This window comes from Nocardia sp. NPDC057663, from assembly GCF_042799895.1.
Classification (GTDB): domain Bacteria; phylum Actinomycetota; class Actinomycetes; order Mycobacteriales; family Mycobacteriaceae; genus Nocardia.
This window is the reverse complement of record NZ_JBHVHX010000022.1, coordinates 69,871-95,802: the sequence shown is the minus strand read 5'-3', so window position 1 is coordinate 95,802 and position 25,932 is coordinate 69,871. Positions and strand designations below refer to the sequence as shown.

Here is a 25,932-nt window from a genome sequence, read left to right as displayed (position 1 = left end):
TGGGTCAGAGGCGTTCGAAAACAGCCGCCAATCCCTGTCCGCCACCGATGCACATCGTTTCCAGGCCGTACCGGCCTTCCCTGCGAGACAGTTCGTGCAGCAGGGTGGCCAGGATTCTGGCGCCGGTCGCGCCGACGGGATGACCGAGGGAGATCCCCGACCCGTTGGGGTTGACGCGCTGGTCGTCGGGTTCGATCTTCCACGTCCGCAGCACAGCCAGGGTCTGCGCGGCGAAGGCCTCGTTGAGTTCGATCACGTCCATGTCGTCGAGCGTGAGATCCAGGCGGGCGAGCGCCTTCTCGGTGGCCGGGACCGGCCCGATGCCCATGGTGGCAGGCGGTACACCGGCGACCGCCCACGACGCGAGCCGAGCCATGGGCCGCAGCCCGAGTGCCTGCGCGCGCTGCGGTGTCGTCACGATGCAGACGGCGGCGCCGTCATTCTGGCCGCTGGCGTTGCCCGCGGTCACGGTGGACTCGGGATCGGCAGCCAGCCGGATCGGGCGCAGCCGGGCCAGCATGTCGAGGTCGGCATCGGCACGCGGGTGCTCATCGGCGCGGACCAGCAGGGGTTCCCGTGTGCGTTGCGGCACAGAGACAGTCACCATCTCGTCCGCGAAGCGGCCGCCGCGGTGCGCGGCGATGGCACGTCGGTGCGACTGCACGGCGAGCGCGTCCTGGTCCGTGCGGCTGATGCAGTACTGGGCGCGCAGGTTCTCCGCGGTTTCGATCATGCCGCCGTCGACCCGGAAGTTCTTGCCCCCGGCGGTGACCCGCGCGCGGGCGAGGCGATCGTGCAGGACCGGGCCGTCGCCGCGGACACCCCAGCGGATGTCGTCGGCGTAGAACTCGGTGCGGCTCATGGATTCCACACCGCCGGCAAGCACGAGATCACTGCCCCCGGATTGCACCTGCATGCAGGCCTGCAGCACGGCCTGCAAACCCGATCCGCAACGCCGGTCCACCTGGATGCCGGGCACCCCGATGCCCAGGCCCGCGTCCAGCGCGGCGATGCGGCCGATCGCCGGCGCCTCGCCGTTGGGCGAGGACTGGCCGAGGATGACGTCGTCGACGGTCGCGACGTCGAGTCCGGTGCGCGCGATCAATTCGGTGATCACGGTCGCGGCCAATTCCTGGGGGGCGATGTCTTTGAACACTCCGCCGAATCGGCCGACCGGGGTGCGCAGTGGTTCGCAGATAACAGCTTCGGGCATGAATCTTCCTCGTAGGCGTCAGGTGTTGGATCGGATCTGGGTGAGGTCGTGCTCGATCGCGGCGCTGGTCTCGAGCACGGCGGGAATCAGGGAGTCGCGGACCTCGCGTAGCGTGTAGCGGGCCGCCTGGGTCGAGATGTTCACCGCGGCAACAACCGCTCCGTGCCGGTCGCGAATGGGTGCCGCCATCGACCGCAGTCCCTGTTCGAGTTCCTGGTCGACGACGCAGTAGCCGTCCGCGCGGACCTGGGCCAGCTCTGCCCGCAGTTGCCGTTTCGTGGTGACCGTCGCGTCGGTGAGGGGTGTCAGGTCGGCTTTCGCCAGGTAGTCGTCGAGCGCGTCGGCGTCGAGGCCGGCGAGCAGGACCCGGCCCATCGAGGTGGCGTACGCGGGAAAGCGGGTGCCGATATTGATCGAGACGGTCATGATCCGGCTCACCGGAACACGGGCGACGTAGACGATGTCGGCACCGTCCAGGATCGACACCGAGGTCGACTCACGGACCTTCTCCGCCAGTGCCTCGAGGTGTGGGCCGGCCAGGTCGGGCAGGCTCAGGCTGGACAGGAAGCTGTAGCCGAGCTCGAGAACTCGTGGCGTGAGCCAGAACTGGTTTCCGTCGGTGCGCATGTAGCCGAGTTCGACCAGGGTGAGCAGGAAGCGCCGCGCGGTGGCCCGGGTCAGGTCGGTCGCGTGGGCCACCTCGCTCAGGGTGCGACGGGGATGCTCGGCATCGAACGACCGGATGACGGCCAGGCCGCGCCCGAGGGACTGCACGTAATCCGGCGACGGTTCTGTCATGGCTGCCGTAACTCCTTCTCCCAGTGGGCCCGATGGCGTCCACCCGCGGCGGACGTCGGTTCATCGAGCCGGGCCCGAGGCTACGTCGCGTCGGTCCGGCCCGAGCCGCCGCCTGCGCCGACAGTCAATGTTCACTATGCGAACGATAGTCCGTATAGCGAACACGCTACGTCCACCTCGCATCCGAGCGCAAGTGTTCGCTATACGAACATTAGTGCGCAATACGAACGCTTCGTCTAGCATCGCTGATGTGATGGACAAAGTCTTTGCGACGGCCGCGGAGGCCGTTGCCGATATTCATGACGGCGCGTCGTTCGCGGTCGGCGGGTTCGGGTTGGTCGGCGTGCCTCAGGCATTGATCGACGCCGTACTCGCCCACGGCGCCACCGATCTCGAGGTCGTGAGCAACAACTGCGGCACCGCGGGCGTCGGGCTCGGCGTGCTGCTCGAAGCACACCGGATCCGGCGCACCACCAGCTCCTATGTCGGGTCCAACGCCGAGTTCGCGCGCCAGTTCCTCGCGGGCGAACTCGAGGTGGAGCTGACGCCGCAAGGCACCCTCGCCGAGCGGATGCGGGCGGGCGGGGCGGGCATTCCGGCGTTCTACACTCCCGCCGGCGTCGGCACCCAGGTAGCCGATGGCGGTCTGCCGCTGCGCTACAACGGCGACGGCGGCATCGCGCTCGCGAGTCCCGTGAAGGAGACCCGGGTCTTCGGCGGCGTGCCCTACGTACTCGAGCACGCGATCGTCACCGACTTCGCGCTGGTGCATGCCTGGAAGGGCGACCGCCACGGCAACCTGGTGTACCGGCGCAGCGCGCGCAACTTCAATCCGCCTGCCGCGGCGGCGGGCCGCATCACCATCGCCCAGGTCGAGACTCTGGTGGAGCCCGGCGAGCTGGACCCGGACGAAGTGCACACCCCCGGCATCCATGTGCAGCGCGTGGTGCATGTCGGCAAGGTCGAGGTCGGAATCGAGAACAGGACGGTGCGGGCATGACGTGGTCACGCCAGGAACTGGCGGCCCGAGTGGCCGCCGAATTGCGGAACGGCCAGTACGTGAACCTCGGCATCGGCATGCCGACCCTGGTGCCGAACTATCTGCCGGCCGACGTCACCGTCGTGCTGCATTCGGAGAACGGCGTGCTCGGCGTCGGCCCCTACCCGACCGAAGACGAGGTCGATCCCGAGCTGATCAACGCGGGCAAGGAGACGATCACCGTCGCGCCCGGCGCCTCGTACTTCGACTCCGCGCAGTCGTTCGGGATGATCCGCGGCGGCTGTGTCGATGTCGCGGTGCTCGGCGCGATGCAGGTCAGCGCGCGGGGCGATCTGGCGAACTGGATGATTCCGGGCAAGATGGTCAAGGGCATGGGTGGTGCCATGGACCTGGTCCACGGCGCGAAACGAGTCATCGTGATGATGGAACACCGTTCCCGCGGTGGCGAACCCAAGATCGTCGAGCAGTGCACGCTGCCGCTGACAGGAGTGCGCTGCGTGCACCGCATCATCACCGATATGGCCGTACTGGATGTCGGCCCCGAGGGACTGGTCCTCGTCGAAACCGCGCCGGGAGTCAGCGAATCCGATGTTCGAGCAGCCACCGGGGCCGACTTCACCGTGGCGCTCGGCCTCACGTCGATCCGGTGATTCCCGATCGTGTGCCCCCGCCGAAGGGGGTGGGGGACACGATCGGCGGGATTGCGGGCTGGGTGTGCGCGTTGTTCGGTCAGGCCGGCTTGCCGTGCAGGGCCAGGGTTTGGTCGATGCAGCGCGCGACGAACGCATCGTCGATGGGCTTCTCACCCACCAGGAGCCGGAAATACAATGGGGCGGACAGGGTTTCGAGAACCTCACGAGGGTCTACCGCTGCCGGCAGTTCCCCACGATCGACCGCCCTCGTGACGATCTGGGAGCTGCGCTCGAAACGGTCGTTCCAGAATCGGCGGCGAGCGGCGTCCACTTCGGGGTCCGACGAGAGCGCGATGGCAGTCCCCACCAGCCGCGCGATTCCCGGGCGCGAGATCAGGTGGGAGACTTGCTCGGCGAGCATCCGAAGGTCGGTCCGCACACTGCCGGTGTCGGGCACAGGATTACCGACCGCCGCCAGTTCCGCGACCGCCTCGGCGATCAGCGCTGTGCGGGTACCCCAGCGCCGGTAGATCGTGGTCTCGGCGACACCGGCGCGTGCCGCGACATCGCCGATGGTCAATCCTTCGATGCCGTGCTCGGTCACCTGCTCGATGGTCGCCTTCAGTACCGCTTCGCGCACCCGCGCCGAGCGTCCCCCGGTCCGCCTGCGCGGACCCGGGGGTGTCGCCGGCGACTCGTCGTCGACACCGCGTCCAGGTTGGTTCATGGTCCAGTTCTACTCGACATCCATCCCAGGTGCCGTCTGCGTGGTCACCGACCACGCCGGTCGGTGACCACACATCGCGCTCAGCGCAGATACGCCGAGATCCAGTTGCCGAACTCGCAGGCGAGATGCCACCGGTGCTCGGCGATGTACAGTTCCGGCAGCGCCGCGGGGAAGGCGACCTTGAGCTGGCTGCGGAACCCGCCACCGGGCTCGTCGCGGAACTGGTGGCGGACGCCGCCGATGATGTGACCGTCGGCGAGGGAGGCGACGCCGGTGACCGTGAAAGGGTAGGCCGGATCCGAGGGGACCATCACCCGCGCTGTATCGGTGTAGTCGACGAAGAATTGGCTGGCCAGCATCGCTCCGCCGGTCACTTCGATCACCTCCTGACGGCCGTCGGGCAGCGTCGCGATGATGTAGTGGTCCGGACAGGCGTCGGTCCACACCGCGCGATCGTCGGTCACGCGTGCGCGGTCGAACCAGTCCAGGAAGCCTTGCGCGGTGCCTCGATCGCTCGCGATTTCGGTGATCGCGTATTGCCAGCGCCCACCCGAGGCAGCCACCCCGGTCCGGGCGGCGGCTTCGGAAGCGACGAGCTCACCGGCGAGCAGCTCACGCAACCCGTTCGGGCCGATGGCCAGGCGCGCCCGGGCCAGCGCCGCCCGAGCGGCGGGAACATCGTCGACGGTGACAGCGAAGCGGGCCAGCAGCGAGTCCAGCTCGCCCGCGAGCAGGCCGACGTAGTCTTTGCGCAGCCGCGCCGCGGCCACCGACAGCCGACGGCGCTCCCACTCGACGACCTCGGCCTGGTCGACCATCGTCCCGTCGATGAAGGTACGCAGTCCCGCACCGGCCGCCGGAGCCTCGGGCGCGGCGAAGGTGATACCGGCGCCGGCCGAGGCCGCCGCTGCGGTGGCGACGGCCGTTACCCCAGCCGCACGCACCATGAAGCTTCTTCTGGTCAACATTGACCAATTCCTTTCGGGTACTTGCTCATTCGCGACGTCAAAGCTCACGCGAGGAGCCGAGATCTAACGCAAGATATACTTGCGTTAAGACAGCATCCGTGATGCGCGCCGCCATGTCAACAGCTCGGGCATGATTAACGCCAAGAGAGGTTGCGTTTATAGTCGCCAGCGAGGATATTTAACGCAAGTACTGATAGCTTTAACGAGAGGCGGAGCCGCCATGGTCGATTCCATCGAAATCCGGACAACACTCGGCGCGGAGAACATCACTCGCGACCAGGTGCGCGCGTGGGAAGCCCGGCGCGCCGAATCGGTGCTCGGGAAGTTCGCCTCGCGCCTGGGACCCCACGCCATGGCCGAACTTCTGCCCGACCGCACAGTCGACGAGGTGGCCGGCGCACCCCTCGACATCCAGCGTGCCACCCTGACCGCACTGAAGATCGAGCTGGGCCACGCGGGGATCTACGCCATGCTCAAGAGAGACCTGGCCATCTCGGAACGGATGGCACGGATCGGTGTCGCCACGAGCAGGGGCCGGACCAAGCACGCCGTCACCCGCCTCGAAGTCCCCCACTACTGCGCCGAACGATTCGCCGCCTGGTTCAACGACCTGACCGCCACCAACGCCGAAGCCGACATGGTCGACGCCAGCCCCGACCACTACCTGCTACGCGGCCTGCCCGACGGACGCCAGGAGGTCGTCGAGACAACCGGCGGATCACCGACCGCGTCGCGATTCCTCGTCGACTACACCAGGACCGACGCACTCACCATCCCCGTCGACCCCGACTACCCCGTCCAGATCGCCGGCATCGCCGTGCTCGACGACGGCCTGGTCATCGGTGGCGTCCGGCACCAATTCCGCGACCGCGACGGCACTCTCGAAGCCCTGCTGACCGTGCAGTTCCCCGGCAATCTGCCCGCCAGGCTCATCCACCAGCACCAGTGGCACCTCGCCGGTGAGTTCAGCAACTGGCTGATCGCCGCGGCACCCGTCGCCGCGACATCCTGACGGCGCGAGCCACACCCCTGAGTACCCGCGAAGGTGTTGCCGCACCCGCCGACAAATCCATCGGCGGGTGCGGACACACCGGCTGAGCGATCAGAACGTCGCCTCGTCGGCGGTCATGACGTCCAGGTCGATCGCCGCCAGGATCGCGCGGGTCGCGGTCAGCTCCGGCAGGACATTGCGCGCGAAATAGGCTGCGGCCGCGAGCTTCCCCCGGTAGAAGCCGACATCGGCCGGGCTCGTTTCGGCATCGAGCGTGGCGAGTGCGATCTCGGCGTGGGTGAGCAGCTGCCACCCGATCAGCAGGTCGCCGACGGCCAGGAGATAACACACCGATCCGAGGCCGACCTTGTACAGCTCGGCAGGATTCTGCTGTGCCGCGAAGAGGTGCCCCGTCAGCGTCGCGGTGATCGCCTGCACGTCCTCGAGCGCTGTGGACAGCAGTTCGCGTTCGGCCTTCAGCCGTTCGTCACCGCTGTCGACGAACTTCTGGATCTGGGAGGCGATGTGGGCCAGGGCCACGCCCTGATCGCGGGCGATCTTGCGGAAGAAGAAGTCCTGCGCCTGGATGGCGGTGGTGCCCTCGTACAGCGAGTCGATCTTCGCGTCGCGGATGTACTGCTCGATCGGGTAGTCCTGCAGGTAGCCCGAGCCACCGAAGGTCTGCAGGGACTCGGTGAGGTACTGGTAGGCGCGCTCGGAGCCGACACCCTTGACGATCGGGAGCAACAGATCGTTGACCCGGGCGGCGAGTTGCGGGTCCGCCCCCGAGACGTGCTGTGCGACTTCGGGATCCTGGTGCGCCGCGGTGTAGAGGTAGACCGCGCGTAGCCCTTCGGCGTAGGCCTTCTGCAGCATCAGCGATCGGCGCACGTCCGGGTGACGGATGATCGGGACGCGGGGTGCGGATTTGTCGGTCATCTGCGTCAGGTCGGCGCCCTGGATCCGAGTTTTGGCATACTCGAGGGCGTTGAGATAGCCGGTCGACAGGGTCGCGATCGCCTTGGTACCCACCATCATTCGCGCGAACTCGATCACGTCGAACATCTGCGCGATGCCTGCGTGCTTCTCGCCGACGAGGTAGCCGACCGCCGGTGTGCCGTGCCCGCCCAGGGTCAGCTCGCAGGTCGCCGAACCCTTCAGACCCATCTTGTGCTCCAGGCCGGTGACGAAGACACCGTTGCGTTCGCCGAGTTCACCGGTTTCGAAGTCGAAGTGGAACTTCGGGACCAGGAACAGGCTCAGGCCCTTGGTGCCGGGCCCGGCACCTTCCGGACGCGCCAGGACCAGATGCATGATGTTCTCGAACAGGTCGTCGGAGTCCGCGGAGGTGATGAACCGCTTGACACCCTCGATGTGCCAGGTGCCGTCGGGCTGCGCGACGGCCTTGGTGCGTCCGGCGCCGACATCGGATCCGGCGTCGGGTTCGGTCAGCACCATCGACGAGCCCCAGTTGCGCTGCGCCCAGATGCGGGCCCACGGCTTCTGTTCCTCGCTGGCGTTGTTCAGGAAGACGTTACCGAAGCACGCTCCGTTGGCATACAAGTGGATTGCGGGGTTGGCGCCCAGCAGCATTTCCATCAGGCCCCACATCACCGCCCGCGGCATGGGGGTGCCGCCGAGTTCCTCGGCGATGCCGATCTTGTCCCATTCCGGATCGGCGATCGCGGCACGGTAGGCCTCTTTCAGCGATTCAGGCAGGCGCACGGTGTGGGTGTCCGGGTCGAAAGTCGGTGGGTTGCGGTCGATTTCGGCGAAGGCATCCGCGAACGGACCTTCGGCGACCCGGCGTAGTTCGACCAGCATGGTTCGCACCGTGTCCGAGTCCAGGTCGCCGTAGGCATCGGAGTCGAGGATCCCGGTCAGTTTCAGCGCTTCGAACAGGTTGAACTCGAGGTCTCGGACGTTGCTTTTGTAGTGTCCCATGGTGTTTGCCTTTCCTTCGGCGCGGCCGACGGGAGTCGTGGGTCGCGTTGGGGTCGGTTCAGAGATCGCGCGGACGCTCGTCGAGGTAGGAACGCAGCATCGTGGCGGCGCAGCGCAGGATGGGATCGGCCGAGGACGCGGCGAGGATCCGGCGAATCCGGTGTCGGAATCGTGGAGCCGAGATTCCGAAGGCGAGCAAGATTTCTTCGTCGGGCGGTCCGCCGTAGGGCTGCCACACCAGGGCGAGGTCGAGAAGTTTCAGTTGTTCGCTGTCCATGTCTTTCTCGGTGATGGGTCGGGTCGCGGCGCCCCTGCTGCGTGCCGGCCGGTGCCGATGCACCGGCAGCTGCGCTGGCGCTCGTCGTCAGCGGTCGAGAATCTATCACGGCATCTACTAAAAAACTTGTCTATATGATCGCTGGACGAACCTAGTTGGAGTCCGGTAAGGTGCCGTCGATCCATGTAATTATTTGATTAATTAAATCCGCTGCCTGTCCTGCGGCAAGCCCGGGACGAGAGGTGCGGCATCGGCCGCGGCCGACTGGCCCGGAACGACAACAGCCCCACGACGACTGGTGAGATCTCGATGAACACGACCGCGTATCCGCATCTGCTCCAACCACTGGACCTGGGATTCACCAGCCTCAGAAACCGCGTGCTGATGGGTTCGATGCATGTCGGCCTGGAAGAGGCGCCCAACGGGTTCGAGCGAATGGCAGCGTTCTATGCCGAGCGGGCCCGCGGAGGGGTCGGGCTCATCATCACCGGCGGTATCGCACCGAACGAAGCAGCGCGCCCCTACCCAGGCGGCGCGATGCTGACCGAAGAAGCCGAGGCAGCGCGCCATCGCGTCGTCACCGACGCCGTGCACACCGCGGGTGGCAAGATCGCGATGCAGATCCTGCACTTCGGTCGCTACGCCTACCACCCCGACCTGGTCGCTCCGAGCCCGCTGCAGGCCCCGATCAGCCCGTTCCCGCCACGCGAACTCGACGACGCCGAGGTCGAGCAGACCGTCGAGGACTTCGTGCGCTGCGCCGTGCTCGCCCAACGCGCCGGATACGACGGGGTGGAGATCATGGGCTCGGAGGGCTACCTGATCAACGAGTTCATCGCCGCCCACACCAACAAGCGCACCGACCGCTGGGGCGGCAGCTACGAGAACCGCATCCGGTTCCCGGTCGAGATCGTCCGGCGGGTCAGGGCCGCGGTCGGCGAGGACTTCATCATCATCTACCGGCTCTCCATGCTGGACCTGGTTCCCGACGGCTCGACCTTCGACGAAGTCGTCGAACTCGCGCAGCAGATCGAAGCGGCCGGTGCGACGATCATCAACACCGGCATCGGGTGGCACGAAGCCCGCATCCCCACCATCGCGACCTCGGTCCCCCGCGGCGCGTACGCGTGGGTGACCCGGAAATTGATGGGCTCGGTCTCTATCCCGCTGGTCACCAGCAACCGGATCAATACCCCCGACAAGGCCGAAGAACTGCTCGCCGACGGCTATGCCGACATGGTGTCGATGGCGCGCCCCTTCCTGGCGGACGCGGACTTCGTGAACAAGGCCGCCGCGGGCACGCCGGAGCGGATCAACACCTGCATCGGCTGCAATCAGGCATGCCTGGACCACACCTTCAGCCTCAAAATCACGTCCTGCCTGGTGAACCCGCGCGCGTGCCACGAGACCGAACTCGTGCTGGGGCCGGCGCCGAGACGCAAACGGCTCGCGGTCGTCGGCGCCGGTCCCGCCGGGTTGGCGGCTGCCACCGCCGCGGCCGAACGCGGGCACCAGGTGGAGTTGTTCGAAGCGGGCTCCCAGATCGGCGGGCAGCTCAACATCGCCCGCCAGGTCCCCGGCAAGAGCGAGTTCGACGAGACGCTGCGCTACTTCCGCCATCGGTTGACGGCGACCGGGGTCCGGGTCCACCTCGACACAGCCGCTACCGCTGCACAATTGACTGCCGGTGGATTCGACGAAGTGATCATCGCCGCCGGAGTCAGCCCCCGCGTCCCCGCGGAGTTGGCGGGCATCGATCATCCGATGGTGCTGGGGTACCTGGATGTGCTGCGTGACAAGGCAGTTGTCGGGCAGCGTGTGGCCGTCCTGGGAGCCGGCGGGATCGGATTCGATGTGGCCGAGTTCCTCACCGCACCGGATCCGGCCGCTGAACCCGACATCGCCTCCTTCCTTGCCGGGTGGGGCGTCGACGTCGAACACCAGCACCGCGGCGGGCTGGTGTCTGCTGTGCGGCACGCGGTTCCGCGGCAGGTGACACTGCTGCAGCGCAAGACCAGCAAGGTCGGCGCAGGCTTGGGCAAGACCACCGGATGGATCCATCGCACCGAACTCAAGAATCGTGGCGTGCAGATGATCGCCGGTGCCCACTACGAACGCATCGACGACCGGGGCCTGCACTACCGCCTCGGGGACCGATCCCACGTGCTCGAGGTCGACAACGTCGTGCTGTGCACCGGCCAGGAACCGAACCGCTCCCTGTACGACTCGCTGATCACCGAGGGCGCGATAGCCGTTCATCTCATCGGTGGGGCCGACAAGGCCGCCGAGCTCGATGCCAAACGCGCCATTGATCAAGGCACCCGGCTCGCCGCCACGATCTGACCAGCGCCGGGCCCGTCACCACCGAGGGTGGGGACGGGCCCGGCATTCCCGGCTGCGGGAGCACATCGAGGTTCGCGAACCCGCAGACCTACACGGGCGAGTCCAGAACGGTCGAGCCGGTCCTCGCCTCGACCGGGGCCAGGGACGGCCGCTTGGCAACCCGGCCGTCACCGGAAGACTTGCCGGTGATCCGCCGCAGCAGCCACGGCGCCAAAAACCCTGTCACCCAGCGCAGTTCGGTGGCGACGGCGGCCACCGCACCTCGCTGGGCCGGGTCTCGCGGCAACGGCTCGGTCCAAGCGCTGTCGGATCCCGGCAGTTCCAAGACCTCGGCCAGCGCGTCCGCGATGCGCTGGTGCCCCAGCGAACTGGCGTGCAACCGATCCCAGGACCACATGCGCGGATCGGTGACCACCGCGTGATCGGCGGTTTCCGCCACCAGGACCCCGTGCCGTTGCGCCGCCGCGCGGATCTCCTGGTTGAGCGCGCTCACCCGGGCACCGAGGGGCCGGGTCACGGGGATGACCTGGGTGATGTCGGGGAACGTCAGCGTCGCCACCACCGCGCCCTGCGCAGTCAGGGCCGCGAACATCGCCTCGAGATGCCGGCCCACCACGCCGGCGTCGAACTCCGGCCGGAGCAGGTCGTTCACGCCGGCGATCACCGTGGCGACATCGGGGCGAAGCGCCAGCGCGGCATCGAGCTGCTCGTGACGAACCTGGCCCGCGAGCTTCCCGCGCACCGCCAGATTCGCGTACAGCAGAGCAGGATTGGACTCCGACATCGCCACCGCGAGCCGATCGGCGAGGCCGATCAGCCCGGTGTCGTCCGTCCCGTCGCCGACCCCTTCGGTCTGACTGTCCCCCAGCGCGACATAGCGGGAGAACGAGACCCCGGGCCGGTCGCTCACTCCGAGGCCTTGCTTTCGATCGCTTCCCGGGCTTCCTGCTGGATCCGCGGGTACTGCTCGGCCATGCGGGCAGCCAGCGCCTGGGCGGCCGAGAGCGGGCGCACCATCACCGTGAACTCGTCGATTCTGCCGTCGGCGTCGAAGTGCAGGAAGTCGCAGCCCGTCAGCTGCAACCCGTTCACGGTGGCCTCGAACACCAGCGCGTGGTCACGATCCTCCGCGCCGCCGATCTCACGCACATAGCGGAAGTCCTCGAACACCCGCAGCACCGCGCGCAGGATCGCCGCTGTCACCGGCCTTCCGGGATACGGCGCGAACGCCACCGGGCTGGTGAACACCACATCGTCGGCCAGCAACTCTTCCACGTTGTCGAGATTCCGCGACTCCACCGCGGCCCGAAACCGTTGATGCACCCTGCCTCCTAGACAAATAATTGAGTAGACGAGATTGAGGCTATCCCTCGTCGGCACCCCTGTCCAGGGCGGCAGCACCAGTGTCCGAATTGAATAGTTCAATACTGTATTCTGGGTCGATGGCGTTACGACATGCGGTACTGGCCGCACTGATGGAAGGCGAGGCGTCCGGCTACGACCTGGCGAAGGAATTCGACGCATCGGTCGCGAACTTCTGGATGGCCACCCCCCAGCAGTTGTACAAGGAGCTCGAGCGGATGTCGGCGGACGGCCTCATCGACGCGCGGGTCGTCGAGCAGGAGAAACGCCCGAACAAAAAGCTCCATTCGATCACCGAGTCCGGGCGGGAAGCTCTGCGCACATTCATCGCCGACCCGACCAAACCCACGGTCATCCGCGACGAAATGCTGGTCAAGGTCCAGGGCATGGATTCCGGCGACACCGCCGCCGTCGCGGCCGTCCTGGTCGAACGAATCGGCTGGGCGGAGGCGAAGCTCGCGCGCTACGAGCGTTCACGGGCCCGGATGCTCGACGGTCGCAGCGAACAGGCCTACCTCAGCGAATCCGCCCGCATCGGCCCCTACCTGACCCTGCTGCGCGGCATCGCTTTCGAGCAGGAGAACATCCGCTGGGCGCAGTTCAGCCTGGACGCCATCCGACGACGTAGTGCGACCGAGTCCGATCCCGTCGACGACGAAGGCTTGACCACCACCCGGTGACCGCGCGATTCGTTCACCCGTCAGTCCTCGAGGGTCCTGGGATCGGCAAGTGTTTGACCGAGGTCGACGAGAAAGTTCGTCAGGACGTAGATTGCGCCGAGTGTCAAGGTGATCCCGGCGATTGCGGTGTAGTCGCCGGCTTTGATGGCTTGCGCGGTGTAGAGGCCGATGCCGGGCCAGGCGAAAATCAGTTCCAGCAGGATGTCGGAGCCGAACATGGCAGCGACCTGCATGCCCGCGATCGACAGAGTCGAGTTCACCGAATTCCGCAGCGCGTGTTTGACGACGACGCGTAGCTCGGTCATGCCTTTGACGCGGGCAGTGCGAACGAAGTCCGAGCGCAGCGTGTGCTGCAAGCTGCTACGGAGCGCCCGTCCGATGGCGACCGCAGGCACCATGGACAGGCACGCGACCGGAAGAATCAAGTGTTCGACGGCGTCGAGGAATACGCTTGGTCGGCCGGCGAGCAGCGAGTCGATGAGCAAGAACCCGGTCGGCCCGTTGGGCGCGTCACTGTAGGAGCTGCGTCCGAGGGCGGGTAGAATTCCGAATTCTTTGTAGAACAACAGGATTCCGAGCAGCGCCGCGAGGAATATCGGCATCGACGATCCGCCGATCAGCACGAATCGAAGGGCGCCCGATCCGGGCCATTGCAGTGCAGTCGCCACTCCGAGTAGCAAGCCGAGCAGTGCGGCCAGCATGAACCCGCAGATGACCAGTTCCGCTGTGGCGGGCAGAAACTCGGCGATATCGGAGCTGACCGGTCTGCGGGTCACCGCAGACTGCCCGAAGTCGCCGGTGGCCGCCTTCTCGACGTAGTCGACGTACTGCACCGGTAGCGACCGATCGAGGCCGAGATCGTGCCGTGCGCGCTCGACGACCTCGGCGGACGCCCTGTCGCCAACGAACGCTCGGGCCGGATCGACGGGAGAGACTTGCCGTAGCACGAACACCACCGCAACGAGCGCGAGCAGCACGAGGATAGTCGCGCAGCCGCGCCGGGCTATGACTGTGAGCATTCGAAGTTTCTCCCTTTGCGAGGGCAGAAAGGGGCAATGCTGGACTGCGGTCAGCGATCGGTGAGGCGATCGCGGATTACGTCACCGGCGAGGTTCGCGGTCGTGGCGAGCAGGAAAAGCCCGATCGCGGGCATGATCGGCACCCACCAGGAATCAAGGAGGTAGGGCAGTCCCCTCGAACACATCGCTCCCAGCTCGGGAGCCGGCGCGGGTGCGCCGAGCCCGACAAAGGAAAGGCCGGACAGCATCAGGATCAACGCGCCGACGTCGAGGCTGGCCGCGATGATGGTCGGCGGCCACGCGCCGGGTAACAGGTGCAGCCAGCCGAGCCTGAATCGGCCGGCTCCGGACACCCGCGCGGCGTCGATGTGCGGCAGCGAACGGAGCCTGGTCACCTCGCCCCGCACAACCCGTGCGTACAGCGGCCACCAGACGAGTGCCACCGCCGACAGCGTATGCACATACGACGGCCCGATCGCGACTACCACGGCGATCGCGAGCAGGGCTGCGGGCAGAGCGATGAAGATATCGGTGATGCGCATCAGGATCCGGTCGACGAACCCGCCGAGGGTGCCGGCGACGAGCCCCACGGCGCCGCCTAGGACAACTCCGGAGGCGATCACGCAGAGTGCACCCCACCAGCTGGAGCGCATGCCGATCAGGACGCGGCTCAGGATGTCGCGCCCGACCTCGTCGGTGCCGAGCCAATGCGCTGCATTCGGTGGGGATGTCGGGGGCCCGACCGGTAGATCGGGCGGGTAGGGGGCAATCCACGGCGCGCCGAGCATGACGACGATCAGGGTCGCCAGCACACACAGCGTGATCACATCACCCGGTTTCGAGAGTCGGCGCGCCGCTACAGCCGCGGCCGCCGATTCGCTGCGCGTGCCATTGCTCGTGGAGGGCGCCGCCGGCGGAATGTTCGTCGCGCCTGTCGGTTTGCCGCGCGGCTGTACCGGTGCGCTCCTGAGATTCGGCACCGCAGCCACCAACGCCTTGCTGTACGGGTGCGACGGTGCATGGGCCACCTCCACGGCGGCACCGATCTCGACGATCTCGCCGCGATACATCACTGCGACGCGGTCGGCGATGAAACGCGCTGCGGCTACATCGTGGGTAACGAAGATGACCGTCAGCCCGAACTCGCGCCGCAGTGTCTGAAGCAAGTTCAACGTCGACGCCGCCAGCGGCGCGTCCAACGCTGAGGTCGGCTCATCGCACAGCAACAGCGCGGGAACAACGATCGTCGCCCGCGCGAACGCGACGCGCTGGCGCTGCCCTGTCGACAAGCTGCCGGCACGGAGATCAGCGACGGCCGCCGGGAGCCCGACGCGTTCGAGCGCTGCGATCACCTGGGCCCGCTGACCAGCCCGGTCGAGCGTCCGCGGCAGCCGTTCGCCGACCTGTCGGCCGACGGTCAGCCACGGCGTCAGCGACGCGCCGGCGTCTTGGAAGATCATCTGCGTCGGTGATCCGGACAGCTCGATGACACCGCTGTCGGGTTTCTCCAGCCCCGCTATCATCCGCAGCAGTGTCGATTTGCCCGATCCGGACTCGCCCACCACGGCGACGGCCTCACCTGCTTCCACCTGCAGGTTGAGGTTGCGCAGTACCGACAGCCCCTCGCGCCTGGCCAGGCCGTTGCGAATTCGGAAGTCCTTGCCGACTTCGATGCAACGCACGGCAGGTCGCGGACCGGCCGGGATGCCCAACGGCGGGAAAGCGGGAGTGGGCTCGCGCGCATGGGTCCGCTCGACCTCTGCCGGGAGGATGCACGCCGCGCGACCGGAGTGTGTGGCAGCCGGCGTCAGGGGGATCAGCGACCCATCGCATTCGTCGGTGCGGAACGAGCAACGCGGAGCGAACGGACAACCCGGCGGCGGGTTGCGGGGATCTGGTGGCATACCGGTCAGGACCGGTATGCGGTGGCCCAACGGCAGGCCGAGATCGAGTCGTGAACCCAGCAGGCCGACCGTGTAGGGGTGCGAGGGGGCGGCGAGGACGTCGGTCATGGCGCCGATCTCGACGAGGCGCCCTCCGTACATGACCGCGGCACGGTCGGCGACCTCTGCGGCGACGCCGATATCGTGAGTGATCAGCAGCACCGAGCAACCGATCTCCGCCCGCAGTTCGGAAAGCAACGCAAGAATCTGCGCCTGCACCGTGACATCCAGCGCCGACGTCGGTTCGTCGGCAATGATCAAATCCGGCTCTGCGGCGATCGCGATCGCGATCATGACCCGTTGCCGCAATCCCGCGGAAAGCTCGTGGGGGTATGACCGCAGCCTGCGGCCGGCCTGCGGGACACCGACCAGGTCGAGTAGCCGGCATGCCTCCGCAGTCGAGCCTGCAACTTCCCGCACCTGGTCGCCGATTCGCATCGTCGGATTCAGTGACGTCATCGGATTTTGAAAGACAGAGCCCAGGTGGGCGCGACGGATCCTGCGTCGCTCGGCAGGCGAAGCAGCGACCATGTCGACACCACACACCTCGGCCCGCCCGCTGATGACGGCAGGCGGATCGCCGACCGGGAGTCCGAGCAAGCTCAGCCCCAATACACTCTTGCCGGAGCCGGACTCCCCCACGAGCGCAAGGATCTCTCCGGCGGTGATCTCGATGGTCACGCCCCGCACCGCATGCAACGCCACTCCTCGGCGCCGAAACGTCACGTGGAGGTCGCTCACACATGCACGGGGAGCACGTGCGGCAGCCGACTGGCCGCCATCGTCTCCACGAGCTGCGCCGTTCAGGGAGTGCTTCACCTCGCTTGCACCTTCCGGAGCAGGTTGATGGGCACCATCCCCGGGCCCAGCAGCGTATGCACAACCTGGCCGATGCCGGAGTTGGTCACAATGACGTCTTTCATATCGCAGAGGTTGATAACCCATGCCTGATCCATCACGATCTCAGCGCCCCTGACCCAGTGCACTTCGGCGTCCGCTTTGCTGCGGGATCGCTGCCCGGCGTCCATGACGGCGTCGAGAGCGGTGTTCGAATAGTTGAACCAGTTGATCGGCGATACGCCCGTGCGGAAGAAGATCCGCAGTGTGGTGTCGGCATTGAGCGCGTCACCGCCGGACCCGTGGACCAGCATGTGCGGTTGCTGCCCGATAGGCGCCGAATGCAGTGCGAACACCTGCGAGGTGGGCATGGCCCGCACCGTGGCAGTCAGTCCCAGCGCTGCCAACTGAGTCTGGAGCAGCTCGGCAACGCGGGCATCGGTCGCTCCGCCCGCCTCGTCGTAGGCGAGGTCGATCTGCTTGTCACTGTCCGACAGCTTCGCGATCAGCGCCTTCAGCTTGGATACGTCGTGGTCGGGCGCGTCCGGGGCAGCGCCGTCCGGCAGCACTCCGGCCGGGTAGAACTGGGTGGATCGTGAGGCTGTCGAGCCGTAGGCCGGGTTGATGAGCGCGGGAACGTCTACTGCCGAGCGCATCGCCTGGCGGAACCCGGTTGCGGAGAACACGCCCTTTTTCCAGTTCAGAAAGATCGACGACTTGAACGCCGTCGGATGTTCCACCACGGTCAACGTCGGGTTCGTCTTCATCGCCTCGATCGCGGCGATCGGCAGGCCCTTGGTGATGACATCCAGCTGCCCCTGCTCGAGCAGAAGGCGTTGCGTTGTGATGTCGGGGATGATCTGGATGCGCAGTGAGGTGAATTCCGGTTTTGTTCCCCAGTAGCCGTCGTACGCGGTCAACGTGTAGTGACTGCTCGGCACGAACTCCGTGATCTGGTACGGCCCGGTTCCCGCGTCGTGCGTACTCAACCAGCCCTGCGCCAGATCACCGTTCACCGTATGGGTCTGCACCGCGGTCGGGCTGACTGCCTTGAGGCCCCACGGGCAGGCGAGGTAGTCCAGGAACGGCTCGACAGGATGCCTGAGCTCGACCACGAGAGTGGAGTCGTCGGGCGCGGACATCGACGCCACGTCGGCGATCAGATAGGCAGGCCCTTGGTTGATGGCGGTACGCCGTTCAAAACTCTTGATGATCGTGGTGGCCGTCATCGGCGTGCCGTCGTGGAAGGTGACGCCGGCACGTAGCTTGAACGTGTAGGTGAGGCCGTCGTCGGTGACCGTCCACGACTCGGCCAGGCCGGGCCCGATTTCGGGCGAATCGGGTTTGTAGGCGACCAAACCCTCATAGGCACTCAGTGTGACCTGGAGACCTTCTCCCTCATAGAAGATGTCCGGGTCGGGCACTTGCATGTCCGCCAGGAATCCGAACCGGATAGTGTCGCCGACCATTCCGGCTCCACCGGCTCCACCCGAACATGCCGACAACAGCGCCGATATCCCGAGGGCTTCCGCCACGGCGACGAGCGCACTGCCCTTCAGGAACGTCCGTCGATCCGCAGTCATGCTCATATCGCAACGCACCTTTCCCCGTCGTCGATCACCAGCGAGGCGATCGCGGGCGCGGTGCCGAGTACCACCGACATCGCGAGCAACATCTGATTTCGTTCCGAGGTTCCGCCACCTACCATCGCGGCAATCAGACACATGATCCGAATCTCAAGTGTCACATAGGAATCCGGCTCTACATGCCGAAATCACGTGTGGCGCAACCGAACTTCCGACTTCGCGGTGCGAGTGGCTCATTCGGCGCCCCCCGTCCGGCTGGGTGCGGTGGCGCACATCGACTCGAGGAGCGACAGCACTGTCTTCCCCGGCGTCGGGTCGCGATCGGCGGTGTACGTCTCGAAGGCGCGTTGCCCCATGGTCTTCCAGCCGTGGCGACCGTGCCAGGCCCGGTCCAACGCGGCGGCCAACGCGTGGGGGCGGTCCCCCTCCGCCACATAGCCGTTGACACCGTCGGTGATCAGGCGCGCGTTGTCCCCGACGTCGGTCACCAGGCACGGGCGCGCGCAGAACATCGCTTCCATGATCGCGATGGGCATGCTCTCTTCACGCGACGGCAGCACCAGCATATGGTTTTGTGACCAGACGGCTCGCATGTCGCTCTGGAATCCGGTGAGTGTCAGTCGGTCCGCGAGCCCGTAGAAGGCGGCCAGCTCGGCGAGGTAGCGGTCCGACCGCCCTCTGCCGACGAAATTCAGCGCCCATGGGCGGCTTTTCCAGAGTGGGTCGGAGAGCACCTCCAGCAGCAGGTCATGCCCCTTCTGGATCGGGCTCAGCCGCGCGACGCACGCCAGGGTCGGCACCGCCGAGTCCGGCCACGCGACCGGCCCGGTGAGGTCGCGCCGGATCGGGCTCGGGATCACCACGCCGTGGTCGACTCTGGCCGCGAGGATGCGCTGTAGCGTTGTCAGGCTCCGGTGAGCGGGGACTACGAGTGCTCCGAGAAGTCCGAGCACCCGGCGCACGCGCTCGCGTAGCGCGTCCGGCAGCATATCGGTTTCGCTGGTGAGCTGAATGGTGGCCGCCACCGGCACTCCCGCGTCCTGGATCAGGCTGGTGAGGGCGTCATCCAGCACATGGCGCAGGGAGCCGATGCTGACGAACAGGACATCGGCGCGCGACGCGATGGCCGCCAGCTCGGCGGGGACCATCTCGGCGTGCACTCGGTCATCGGCGTCCGTCCATGACCTTCGGGGCAGCTTGGTCGCTCCCAACGCGACGAGTTCGTCCAGCGGCGCCTCGTATCCGCGGGGGTCGACGCGAGGGGTGAACCAGACCTCGTGTCCGGCGGCCAGCGCGGCCCGGGCGGTGTCGGCCCACAGCTCTTCGCTGCCGCCCCAACCGACTACCGCCTCGACCGCGAGGATGACGATCTTCATGTGGCCGACTCGCCGGTGGTCGCCGACCGCATCATGGATGTCGCGGATTCAGCGAAAAGAAGGTTGGCAGCGTGCATGTGACCTCCCTGTCGATCAGCCGGGCACCCAGGGCATTTCGTGAGCGCACAGCTTCGACCTGCCTCAGAGAAACTCTTCCGCGTAGGCCAGCCCAGTCCGCCGCAGGGAGCGAACGAGGCGCGACTCGTCATTCCGGCGAAACCAACCGGGCCGAAACAGCGGCCGAGCCTTGTCTCACAAGGCAAACCGCGCTCGGCCGAGAATCAGGAGCGCGAGGCTGCTAGCTACGCGAGTCGGAACGTCTACCTAAGCGGCACTGGGACTGATGACGTCTCTCACCTTGCCCATGACCGATCCTCCCCTCGGGCAGGCGTTGATCCACTGCAATCGTACCAGCCACCCACCTCTGGGTTCCGCGTATCGGCCAGTACCGCAACGACACTCGGTTCGGTCCGTGCCCGCGGCCCGCCGGTCGGACCGGCCCGTTCGCCACGTTGCCGTCGCGAATCTTCGCGTTCACCGCCTTGCCGCGGGCACGCTCCACCATCTGCCGGATCAGATCCCACTCCGGTAGCGGCACCGCCGCCCTGGTCGCGTCCAGTTCGGCTACCATCCCTCCGTAACCACATCAGTCACAGAGCTATCATTCTGCCTCAGAAGTAACATCGCTACTGTCCCGTCTTTGTATCAACCACAGTCAGGGGCAACGTTGTGAGCGCCGGCAAAGTTGACGGCACATCAGTATCGATGCACGCCGGTGCGCTGGCGGCCGGGGTCGCCGGGCTGGTATTGCATGCTGTTCTCATTCCCTTCACCGCGCCACCCCGCCTCGGGCTGATCAACAACGGGATGGACCTTGTGGTCTATCGGGAAGGCGCGCAGGCCGTCGTCGACGCTCACCCCTTGTATTCGGGATTGCCGAACCATTTCACCTATCCGCCGTTCGCCGCACTGGCGTTTCTGCCGCTGACGTTCGTCACGGAGCCGATCGCTCGACACACGTGGCTCGCCCTGTCATGTGTCGCGCTGGTCCTGACGGTGTGGCGGTGTCTGCGCGTGCTGGGGTATCAACGCGACCGGCCAACGATGTTGCTCTGTATCGGCCTGTCGCTGTTGGCGGTCGAGGTCGACGCCGTCCGCGGCGCCTTGACGTGGGGGCAGATCAGCATCGTCCTCATGGCCATCCTCATCTGGGACCTCACCCGCCCGCCCGGCGCCCGCTGGCGCGGCTGGTCGGTCGGAGTAGCAGCGGGAATGAAGCTGATGGCCGTGGTCTTCCTTCCCTATCTGCTGCTCACGCGGCAATGGCGCGCGGCAGCTACGGCGGCGGGCGTCGCGGCCGTAACCATCGCGGCCGGGTTCGTGCTGCTACCAGAAGACAGCCGCGAGTATTGGACCCACACCGCCTATCAGGTCCGCCGGGTCGGGCATCCCGACGATGTCACCAACCAATCCGTCAACGCCGTCCTGGCCAACCTGTACTCGCCCGGATCTGTTCCGGCGTGGGCGTGGCTGATCTGTGCCGGGCTCGCCGGAATCGTCGGTCTCCTGGCCGCGGTCCTAGCGCATCGGCGGGGCTGGCTGCTGTTGCCGGTGATCATCCTCGGAATGGCCGGCTGCGTCGTCTCACCCCTGACATGGGGACACCAATGGGTGTGGTTCGTGCCGCTACTCATTCTGCTGCTCCACCAGGCGATCGGCGAACCACGAAGTGGCGCGACAATATCCGCGACAGCCGTGGTCTCCTGCCTGGTATTGATGTGGGAGGGGGTCTGGACCTACTTCCGGACGCGACACTTGCCCATCACCCCCGATATGGACTACTCGCGCACCGACATAGCCGTGGGACACAACGAACTCACGCGGATATTGCTCTGCGGCTACGCGCCACTTCTCTACCTCATCGTCGCCGTAGCAACCATCGTCTACTCGCGAAGCGAGCCGATGTGGAGGATCCACCGCCGCAAGGCACACAGCGCAGTGTCGCGCCTCGGCAGCTTTCCAGGGCATAGCCGGGCGTCGGCGGGAACTGCCCCGGCATCGGTCGACTCCTGAGCTGAGACGAGGCGGGACGATCCGCAGTATCCGCCGGCAGCGAACGAGGCCTTTCATCTTTCGCATCGGTTTCGTTATCCGGGTTGCCTACGTTCACAGCCAGTGGGCATACTCGAAGACGTACTCTTAGCAAAGTAACAGCTAATGCACGGGCTGCTTGCTCCATCCACCCGAGCCCGCATAGCCTTTGCCACCCGCAGCCGGAATAGCGACGCCACTCTCGATTCCTGGCCGGAGGCCGGTACCGCACAGCGGGCTCTGTAGCCGCCCCCTCCCGGTTCGGTGCTCATCATCGACAGCGTGGTCCGCCACGGCCAGATCTGCGGCCCACCTCCACCACCCCGACCGTCCAGGCGAGCCGCGAACTGATCGACCTCCTCGCTAGCCGAATCGGGCCTCGGCGCGACGCCTGGGCCATAGCGGAATACGCGATGCACCGTGGCGAACTCGACGCAGAGCGCCTCCACGCTGCAGTCGGCGGCGTGCGTCGTTCGCACGAAGCGGAAGATAGGTGATGACCCGTATCGATACCCGCGGGACCGCTCCGCCACGCCGGGCGTGGCTGGGCTTGGCAGTGCTTATCCTGCCGGTCCTCCCGGTGTCGATGGACATCACGGTGTTATACCTGGCGATGCCGACGGTGACCGAACAGCTGGCCCCGTCGGCCACTCAGCAACTGTGGATCCTCGATATCTACGCGTTCCTCATGGCGGGACTGCTGATCACCATGGGTAACCTGGGCGACCGAATCGGCCGGCGCACCATCCTGCTGGGCGGCGCGACTGTCTTCGGGCTGGCCTCGGCGCTCGCGGCGTTCGCGCCGAACGCGGGCGCGCTCATCGCGGCCAGGGCGCTGATGGGTCTGGGTGGTGCGATGCTGCTGCCGTCGAGCCTCGCGCTGATCTCGAGCCTGTTCACCGAACCCCGCGTGCGGGCCACCGCCATCGCCGCCTGGACGGCGTTCGCGGCGGGCGGGTCAGCGATCGGCCCGATCATCGGAGGGGTGCTGCTGCACAAATTCTGGTGGGGATCGGTCTTCCTGATCAACACCCCGGTGGTGCTGGTCTTGCTGGCGCTGGGCCCGTTCCTGTTGCCCGAGCATCGGGCGGCCGGGAGGGGACCACCGGATCTGCCGAGCGTGGTGCTGTCGATCGCAGGGATCCTGCTGATGGTGTACGCGGTGAAGGAGGCCGCCGCGGCGGGTATGACCGTGTCGACGGCTGTGGCAGGCGTCTTCGGCATGGTCGTGCTGCTGGCGTTCGTGTGGCGGCAGCAACGGCTTGCCGAACCGCTGCTGGATCTGCGGTTGTTCCGGCACGGACGGTTCCGGCTCGCCGTCGCCTCCAGCCTGGTTGCCACGCTGTCTGGCGGCGGGATGGGATCTCTGACCAGTGTGTACCTGCAATCGGTGGCCGGGCGCAACGCACTCGACGCGGCACTGCTCGGCATTCCAGGGGCGATGGCAGTCTGTGTGTCCTCGATGTGCGGCGCCGGGGTGGCGCGGCGGCTCGGGGTGCGCAACGCCTTCGGGTTCGGGCTCGGCGCCGCCGCGGTCGGTAACCTGCTGCTGCTCGGCATCAGCGTCGACAGCGGAATCACCTGGTACATGGCCGGTTCCATCATCGTCGGCATCGGCTACGGGATCGTGCTCATGTTGGTGCCCGACCTCGCGGTGGCCGCGGTGCCACCCGAACGGGCGGGCTCGGCAGTCGGCATCTCCGAGACCAGCATCGAACTGGGCAACGCCCTGGGGCTTTCCCTGCTCGGCTCGCTCGCGGCGCTGGTATTCCGTTCCGGCAGCGACTTCGCTCCGACGCTCGGGGAGACACTCGCGCGGACGTACCATGACCCCGCCCTGGCCGATGCGGCGCAGAGGTCCTTCGTCACGGGCATGCACGTCGCCACCACGACCGGTGCGGGCCTACTGGTCTTGGCCGCGACCGCAGCGGTGCTTGGATCGCGATCGATCGATCCCACGACCGTGTGACCTGCGCTGATCGCGGCAATGGGATCATTGCCTCGTGGACGCAGGAAACGGTGTCCCCGTCGAGCAACGCTGGGTAGGTAGTCCGGGCGCCGGATCTTGGAGCCACCGCGCCGTCCAGCACGCCGCCCACTGGATCGTCGACGCCGTCGCGGCGGACCGGGTCCTCGGCGGGCCGGTAGATCTGCCGGACGATGAGCACGCACAGCCCGATCACCGCGAGGTCGCGCAGCACGACCGCGCCGGTGAACCACTGCTCCGGCACGCCCTTGCGGTCGGTGCCCAGGAAGTAGTACATGCGCGGGAACCACACCAGCGCGTCGATCGTCATCCACGCCAACAGGATTCGCCGATGCGGCAGCGCCAGCACCGCCAGCGGCACCAGCCACAGCGAGTACTGCGGGCTCCACACCTTGTTGGTCAGCAGGAACGCCGCCACCACCAGGAACGCCAGCTGCGCCACCCGCGGCCGCCGCGGCGCGGTCAGGCCGAGGTAGCCGATGGCGGCGCACGCGACCACGAACAGCAGCAGCGACACCACGTTCAGCACGGTCGGGGTGGCCGAGGGCGCGAGCGGGCCGTCGAAACCCTGCCAGCCGGTGAACGAGGTGATCACGTTGTAGATCGAGTCGTCGTCCGCGTGGCGTTCGGTGTTGAGCCGGAAGAACTCTCGCCAGCCGTCGGGGAACGACAGCGCGATCGGCAGGTTCACCACCAGCCAGGTCACCGCGGCCGCGGCCGCCGCGACCCCGGCCGCGCGCATCGGTCGCACGTACGCGCCGCCCTGGTACTCGCGGATCGCCTGCCGGTATCCGGTCTCGCTGTACCGCGGCAGTTCCCGCAGCGAGGGCAGCCCATGCCGGGTGTCGGCGCGCAGGCACAGCACCACGATCGGGCCGAGCAGCAGCAGCGGATACAGCTTCGCTGCGCCACCGAGCCCGAACAGCACACCAGCCAGCACCGGGCGCCGCCGCGCCCAGGCCAGCAGGCCGGTGGCCGCGAAAGCCGTTGCGAGAGCGTCGAAATTGGTGAACGCGTGCACCAGTACCAACGGCGACAGCGCCACCAGCGCGGCATCCCAGACCCGCCGCCCGGACAGCATCGCCGACGCCCACACGGTCACCAGCCAGGCCAGGGCCAGGCCCACCGCGACGACATTGAAATAGACCACGGCCGGCAGCGCCTTGGGCAGCGGCAACAGCTCCCAGACGTTGGCGACCTCCATGGACACGTACTGGTACAGGCCCGACAGCACCGGATACTCCATGTACCGGGTCTGCGACCTGCCGTCGGAATACTCGGTCCACGACTTCTTGTACGGGAACGCGCCTTCGTTCAGCCGCTCCACGCTGTAGAGCGGCACGGTGTCCGAGACGCACATGGCAACGTACTGACGGCCGTTGCTCCAGTCCAGGGACAGATCGCCGTCGGCGCCGGCCTGCTGGATGCAGCCCGCCTTGCCGAACCAGCCCAGCGCCAAGAACACCACCGCGAACGCGAGCAGCACCCGCAGCGGGGTCCAGAAACGGGCCCGGCCGATCAGGGCATGATCGCCCACCGGCCCGCCGACGATGGTGCACGCCTGGGCGGCCAGCGAATCGGTGCGACTGGGCTTGTCGCGCCGATCCGCCGACCGCAGGTCGGGTGCGAGCTCCGCCGGGGCGGCGGTCGGTGCCGGTTGGTCCTCGGTCACGGCATCAGAGGCTACCGCCCTCGGCCCGCGCTTCCGGTGCCACTCGGGTACGCACCGCCGCGCGGATTCGGCGCCCGGATCACCCAGGCGTTGGGGCCGACGTCGACCGCGGCGGCACAGACCTTGCTCGAACCCCCGGATTATCGACCACGCAAGTGGCACCTAGAGATCCGGCTCGTCATGCCGAAATCGCCTGTGGCACAACCGAAATTCCGGACTGGTGGTCCATAGGTCTTGACACTCGCGACGCTTCCTCAGATCGCCGAAAGTCGCTCTGTGCACGCGTGAAAGGAATTTCCGATCGCAGACGCGAACGCCGCTTTGATCTGCGACTATTGACAGCGCAGCTGTGGTGATGCGATGTTGAATACAGCACAGGTTCGCGTCAACCGACAGGCGTACGAAAATTCGCATCAGCGGTCTCAACTTATCCAGTTCGCGCTTCTCTCGCGTACCCGCTACTCGATCATTATCGGACACCAGTCC

The 25,932-nt window shown here is 66.8% G+C and carries 20 protein-coding genes; 7 read left to right on the top strand and 13 right to left on the bottom strand.

Annotated features, from left to right (window positions below):
* Positions 1-4 precede the first annotated feature (4 nt).
* A complete protein-coding gene (locus ACFVAV_RS30635) occupies positions 5-1,213 on the bottom strand; it encodes an acetyl-CoA C-acetyltransferase (protein ID WP_379039058.1) in 1,209 nt (402 codons plus the stop codon).
* An 18-nt stretch (positions 1,214-1,231) separates the two neighbouring features.
* Entirely contained in the window at positions 1,232-2,011 is a 780-nt protein-coding gene (locus ACFVAV_RS30630) for an IclR family transcriptional regulator (protein WP_379039057.1), read from the bottom strand.
* A 253-nt stretch (positions 2,012-2,264) separates the two neighbouring features.
* Between ACFVAV_RS30630 and ACFVAV_RS30625 the strand changes: the two genes are divergently transcribed.
* Together ACFVAV_RS30625 and ACFVAV_RS30620 are read left to right on the top strand one after the other, a co-directional pair.
* Complete coding sequence (locus tag ACFVAV_RS30625) at positions 2,265-3,011, top strand: CoA transferase subunit A (RefSeq protein WP_379039056.1); 747 nt, start codon at positions 2,265-2,267, stop codon at positions 3,009-3,011.
* Complete coding sequence (locus ACFVAV_RS30620) at positions 3,008-3,661, top strand: CoA transferase subunit B (protein WP_379039055.1); 654 nt, start codon at positions 3,008-3,010, stop codon at positions 3,659-3,661. Before ACFVAV_RS30625 ends, ACFVAV_RS30620 begins: the two co-directional genes overlap by 4 nt.
* 79 nt (positions 3,662-3,740) lie before the next feature.
* On the opposite strand, the gene ACFVAV_RS30615 is transcribed toward ACFVAV_RS30620, so the two are convergent.
* Positions 3,741-4,370 (bottom strand): TetR/AcrR family transcriptional regulator, encoded by a 630-nt coding sequence (locus tag ACFVAV_RS30615; protein ID WP_379039054.1) that lies wholly within the window; start codon positions 4,368-4,370, stop codon positions 3,741-3,743.
* Between the two features lie 80 nt (positions 4,371-4,450).
* A complete protein-coding gene (locus ACFVAV_RS30610; RefSeq protein WP_379039053.1) occupies positions 4,451-5,338 on the bottom strand; it encodes a hypothetical protein in 888 nt (295 codons plus the stop codon).
* 220 nt (positions 5,339-5,558) lie between these two features.
* Between ACFVAV_RS30610 and ACFVAV_RS30605 the strand changes: the two genes are divergently transcribed.
* On the top strand, positions 5,559-6,350 hold the full coding sequence (locus ACFVAV_RS30605) for a hypothetical protein (protein ID WP_379039052.1): 792 nt from the start codon (positions 5,559-5,561) through the stop codon (positions 6,348-6,350).
* A gap of 90 nt (positions 6,351-6,440) precedes the next feature.
* Here the strand turns inward: ACFVAV_RS30605 and ACFVAV_RS30600 are convergent, their stop codons facing one another.
* Entirely contained in the window at positions 6,441-8,273 is a 1,833-nt protein-coding gene (locus ACFVAV_RS30600) for an acyl-CoA dehydrogenase (protein ID WP_379039051.1), read from the bottom strand.
* Positions 8,274-8,331: 58 nt separating this feature from the next.
* Positions 8,332-8,550: a hypothetical protein gene (locus ACFVAV_RS30595; RefSeq protein WP_379039050.1), complete on the bottom strand. Its 219-nt coding sequence runs from the start codon at positions 8,548-8,550 to the stop codon at positions 8,332-8,334.
* 309 nt (positions 8,551-8,859) lie between these two features.
* Here ACFVAV_RS30595 and ACFVAV_RS30590 point away from each other — a divergent pair, with 309 nt between their 5' ends.
* Entirely contained in the window at positions 8,860-10,893 is a 2,034-nt protein-coding gene (locus ACFVAV_RS30590; RefSeq protein WP_379039049.1) for an FAD-dependent oxidoreductase, read from the top strand.
* Between the two features lie 88 nt (positions 10,894-10,981).
* Here ACFVAV_RS30590 and ACFVAV_RS30585 read toward each other — a convergent pair whose 3' ends face one another.
* Both ACFVAV_RS30585 and ACFVAV_RS30580 read right to left on the bottom strand, forming a co-directional pair.
* Positions 10,982-11,803, bottom strand: a complete 822-nt coding sequence (locus ACFVAV_RS30585; protein ID WP_379039048.1) for an SGNH/GDSL hydrolase family protein — start codon at positions 11,801-11,803, stop codon at positions 10,982-10,984.
* Positions 11,800-12,216: a nuclear transport factor 2 family protein gene (locus ACFVAV_RS30580; protein WP_379039047.1), complete on the bottom strand. Its 417-nt coding sequence runs from the start codon at positions 12,214-12,216 to the stop codon at positions 11,800-11,802. Before ACFVAV_RS30580 ends, ACFVAV_RS30585 begins: the two co-directional genes overlap by 4 nt.
* Positions 12,217-12,335: 119 nt before the next feature.
* On the opposite strand from ACFVAV_RS30580, the gene ACFVAV_RS30575 reads away from it, so the two are divergent.
* Positions 12,336-12,935: a PadR family transcriptional regulator gene (locus tag ACFVAV_RS30575; protein WP_379039046.1), complete on the top strand. Its 600-nt coding sequence runs from the start codon at positions 12,336-12,338 to the stop codon at positions 12,933-12,935.
* A 20-nt stretch (positions 12,936-12,955) separates the two neighbouring features.
* Here the strand turns inward: ACFVAV_RS30575 and ACFVAV_RS30570 are convergent, their stop codons facing one another.
* From ACFVAV_RS30570 to ACFVAV_RS30555, 4 genes are all read right to left on the bottom strand, one after another.
* Positions 12,956-13,954: an ABC transporter permease gene (locus tag ACFVAV_RS30570; protein ID WP_379039045.1), complete on the bottom strand. Its 999-nt coding sequence runs from the start codon at positions 13,952-13,954 to the stop codon at positions 12,956-12,958.
* A 50-nt stretch (positions 13,955-14,004) separates the two neighbouring features.
* Positions 14,005-16,578 (bottom strand): oligopeptide/dipeptide ABC transporter ATP-binding protein, encoded by a 2,574-nt coding sequence (locus ACFVAV_RS30565; RefSeq protein WP_379039044.1) that lies wholly within the window; start codon positions 16,576-16,578, stop codon positions 14,005-14,007.
* A gap of 134 nt (positions 16,579-16,712) precedes the next feature.
* Positions 16,713-18,323, bottom strand: a complete 1,611-nt coding sequence (locus ACFVAV_RS30560; protein ID WP_379039043.1) for an ABC transporter substrate-binding protein — start codon at positions 18,321-18,323, stop codon at positions 16,713-16,715.
* A 230-nt stretch (positions 18,324-18,553) separates the two neighbouring features.
* Positions 18,554-19,696: a glycosyltransferase gene (locus ACFVAV_RS30555; protein ID WP_379039042.1), complete on the bottom strand. Its 1,143-nt coding sequence runs from the start codon at positions 19,694-19,696 to the stop codon at positions 18,554-18,556.
* Positions 19,697-20,425: 729 nt separating this feature from the next.
* On the opposite strand from ACFVAV_RS30555, the gene ACFVAV_RS30550 reads away from it, so the two are divergent.
* Together ACFVAV_RS30550 and ACFVAV_RS30545 are read left to right on the top strand one after the other, a co-directional pair.
* Complete coding sequence (locus ACFVAV_RS30550; RefSeq protein WP_379039041.1) at positions 20,426-21,769, top strand: glycosyltransferase 87 family protein; 1,344 nt, start codon at positions 20,426-20,428, stop codon at positions 21,767-21,769.
* 514 nt (positions 21,770-22,283) lie between these two features.
* Positions 22,284-23,756: an MFS transporter gene (locus ACFVAV_RS30545; protein WP_379039040.1), complete on the top strand. Its 1,473-nt coding sequence runs from the start codon at positions 22,284-22,286 to the stop codon at positions 23,754-23,756.
* Here ACFVAV_RS30545 and ACFVAV_RS30540 read toward each other — a convergent pair.
* A complete protein-coding gene (locus ACFVAV_RS30540) occupies positions 23,653-25,446 on the bottom strand; it encodes a glycosyltransferase family 87 protein (RefSeq protein ID WP_379039039.1) in 1,794 nt (597 codons plus the stop codon). The genes ACFVAV_RS30545 and ACFVAV_RS30540 overlap by 104 nt on opposite strands.
* Between the last annotated feature and the right edge of the window lie 486 nt (positions 25,447-25,932).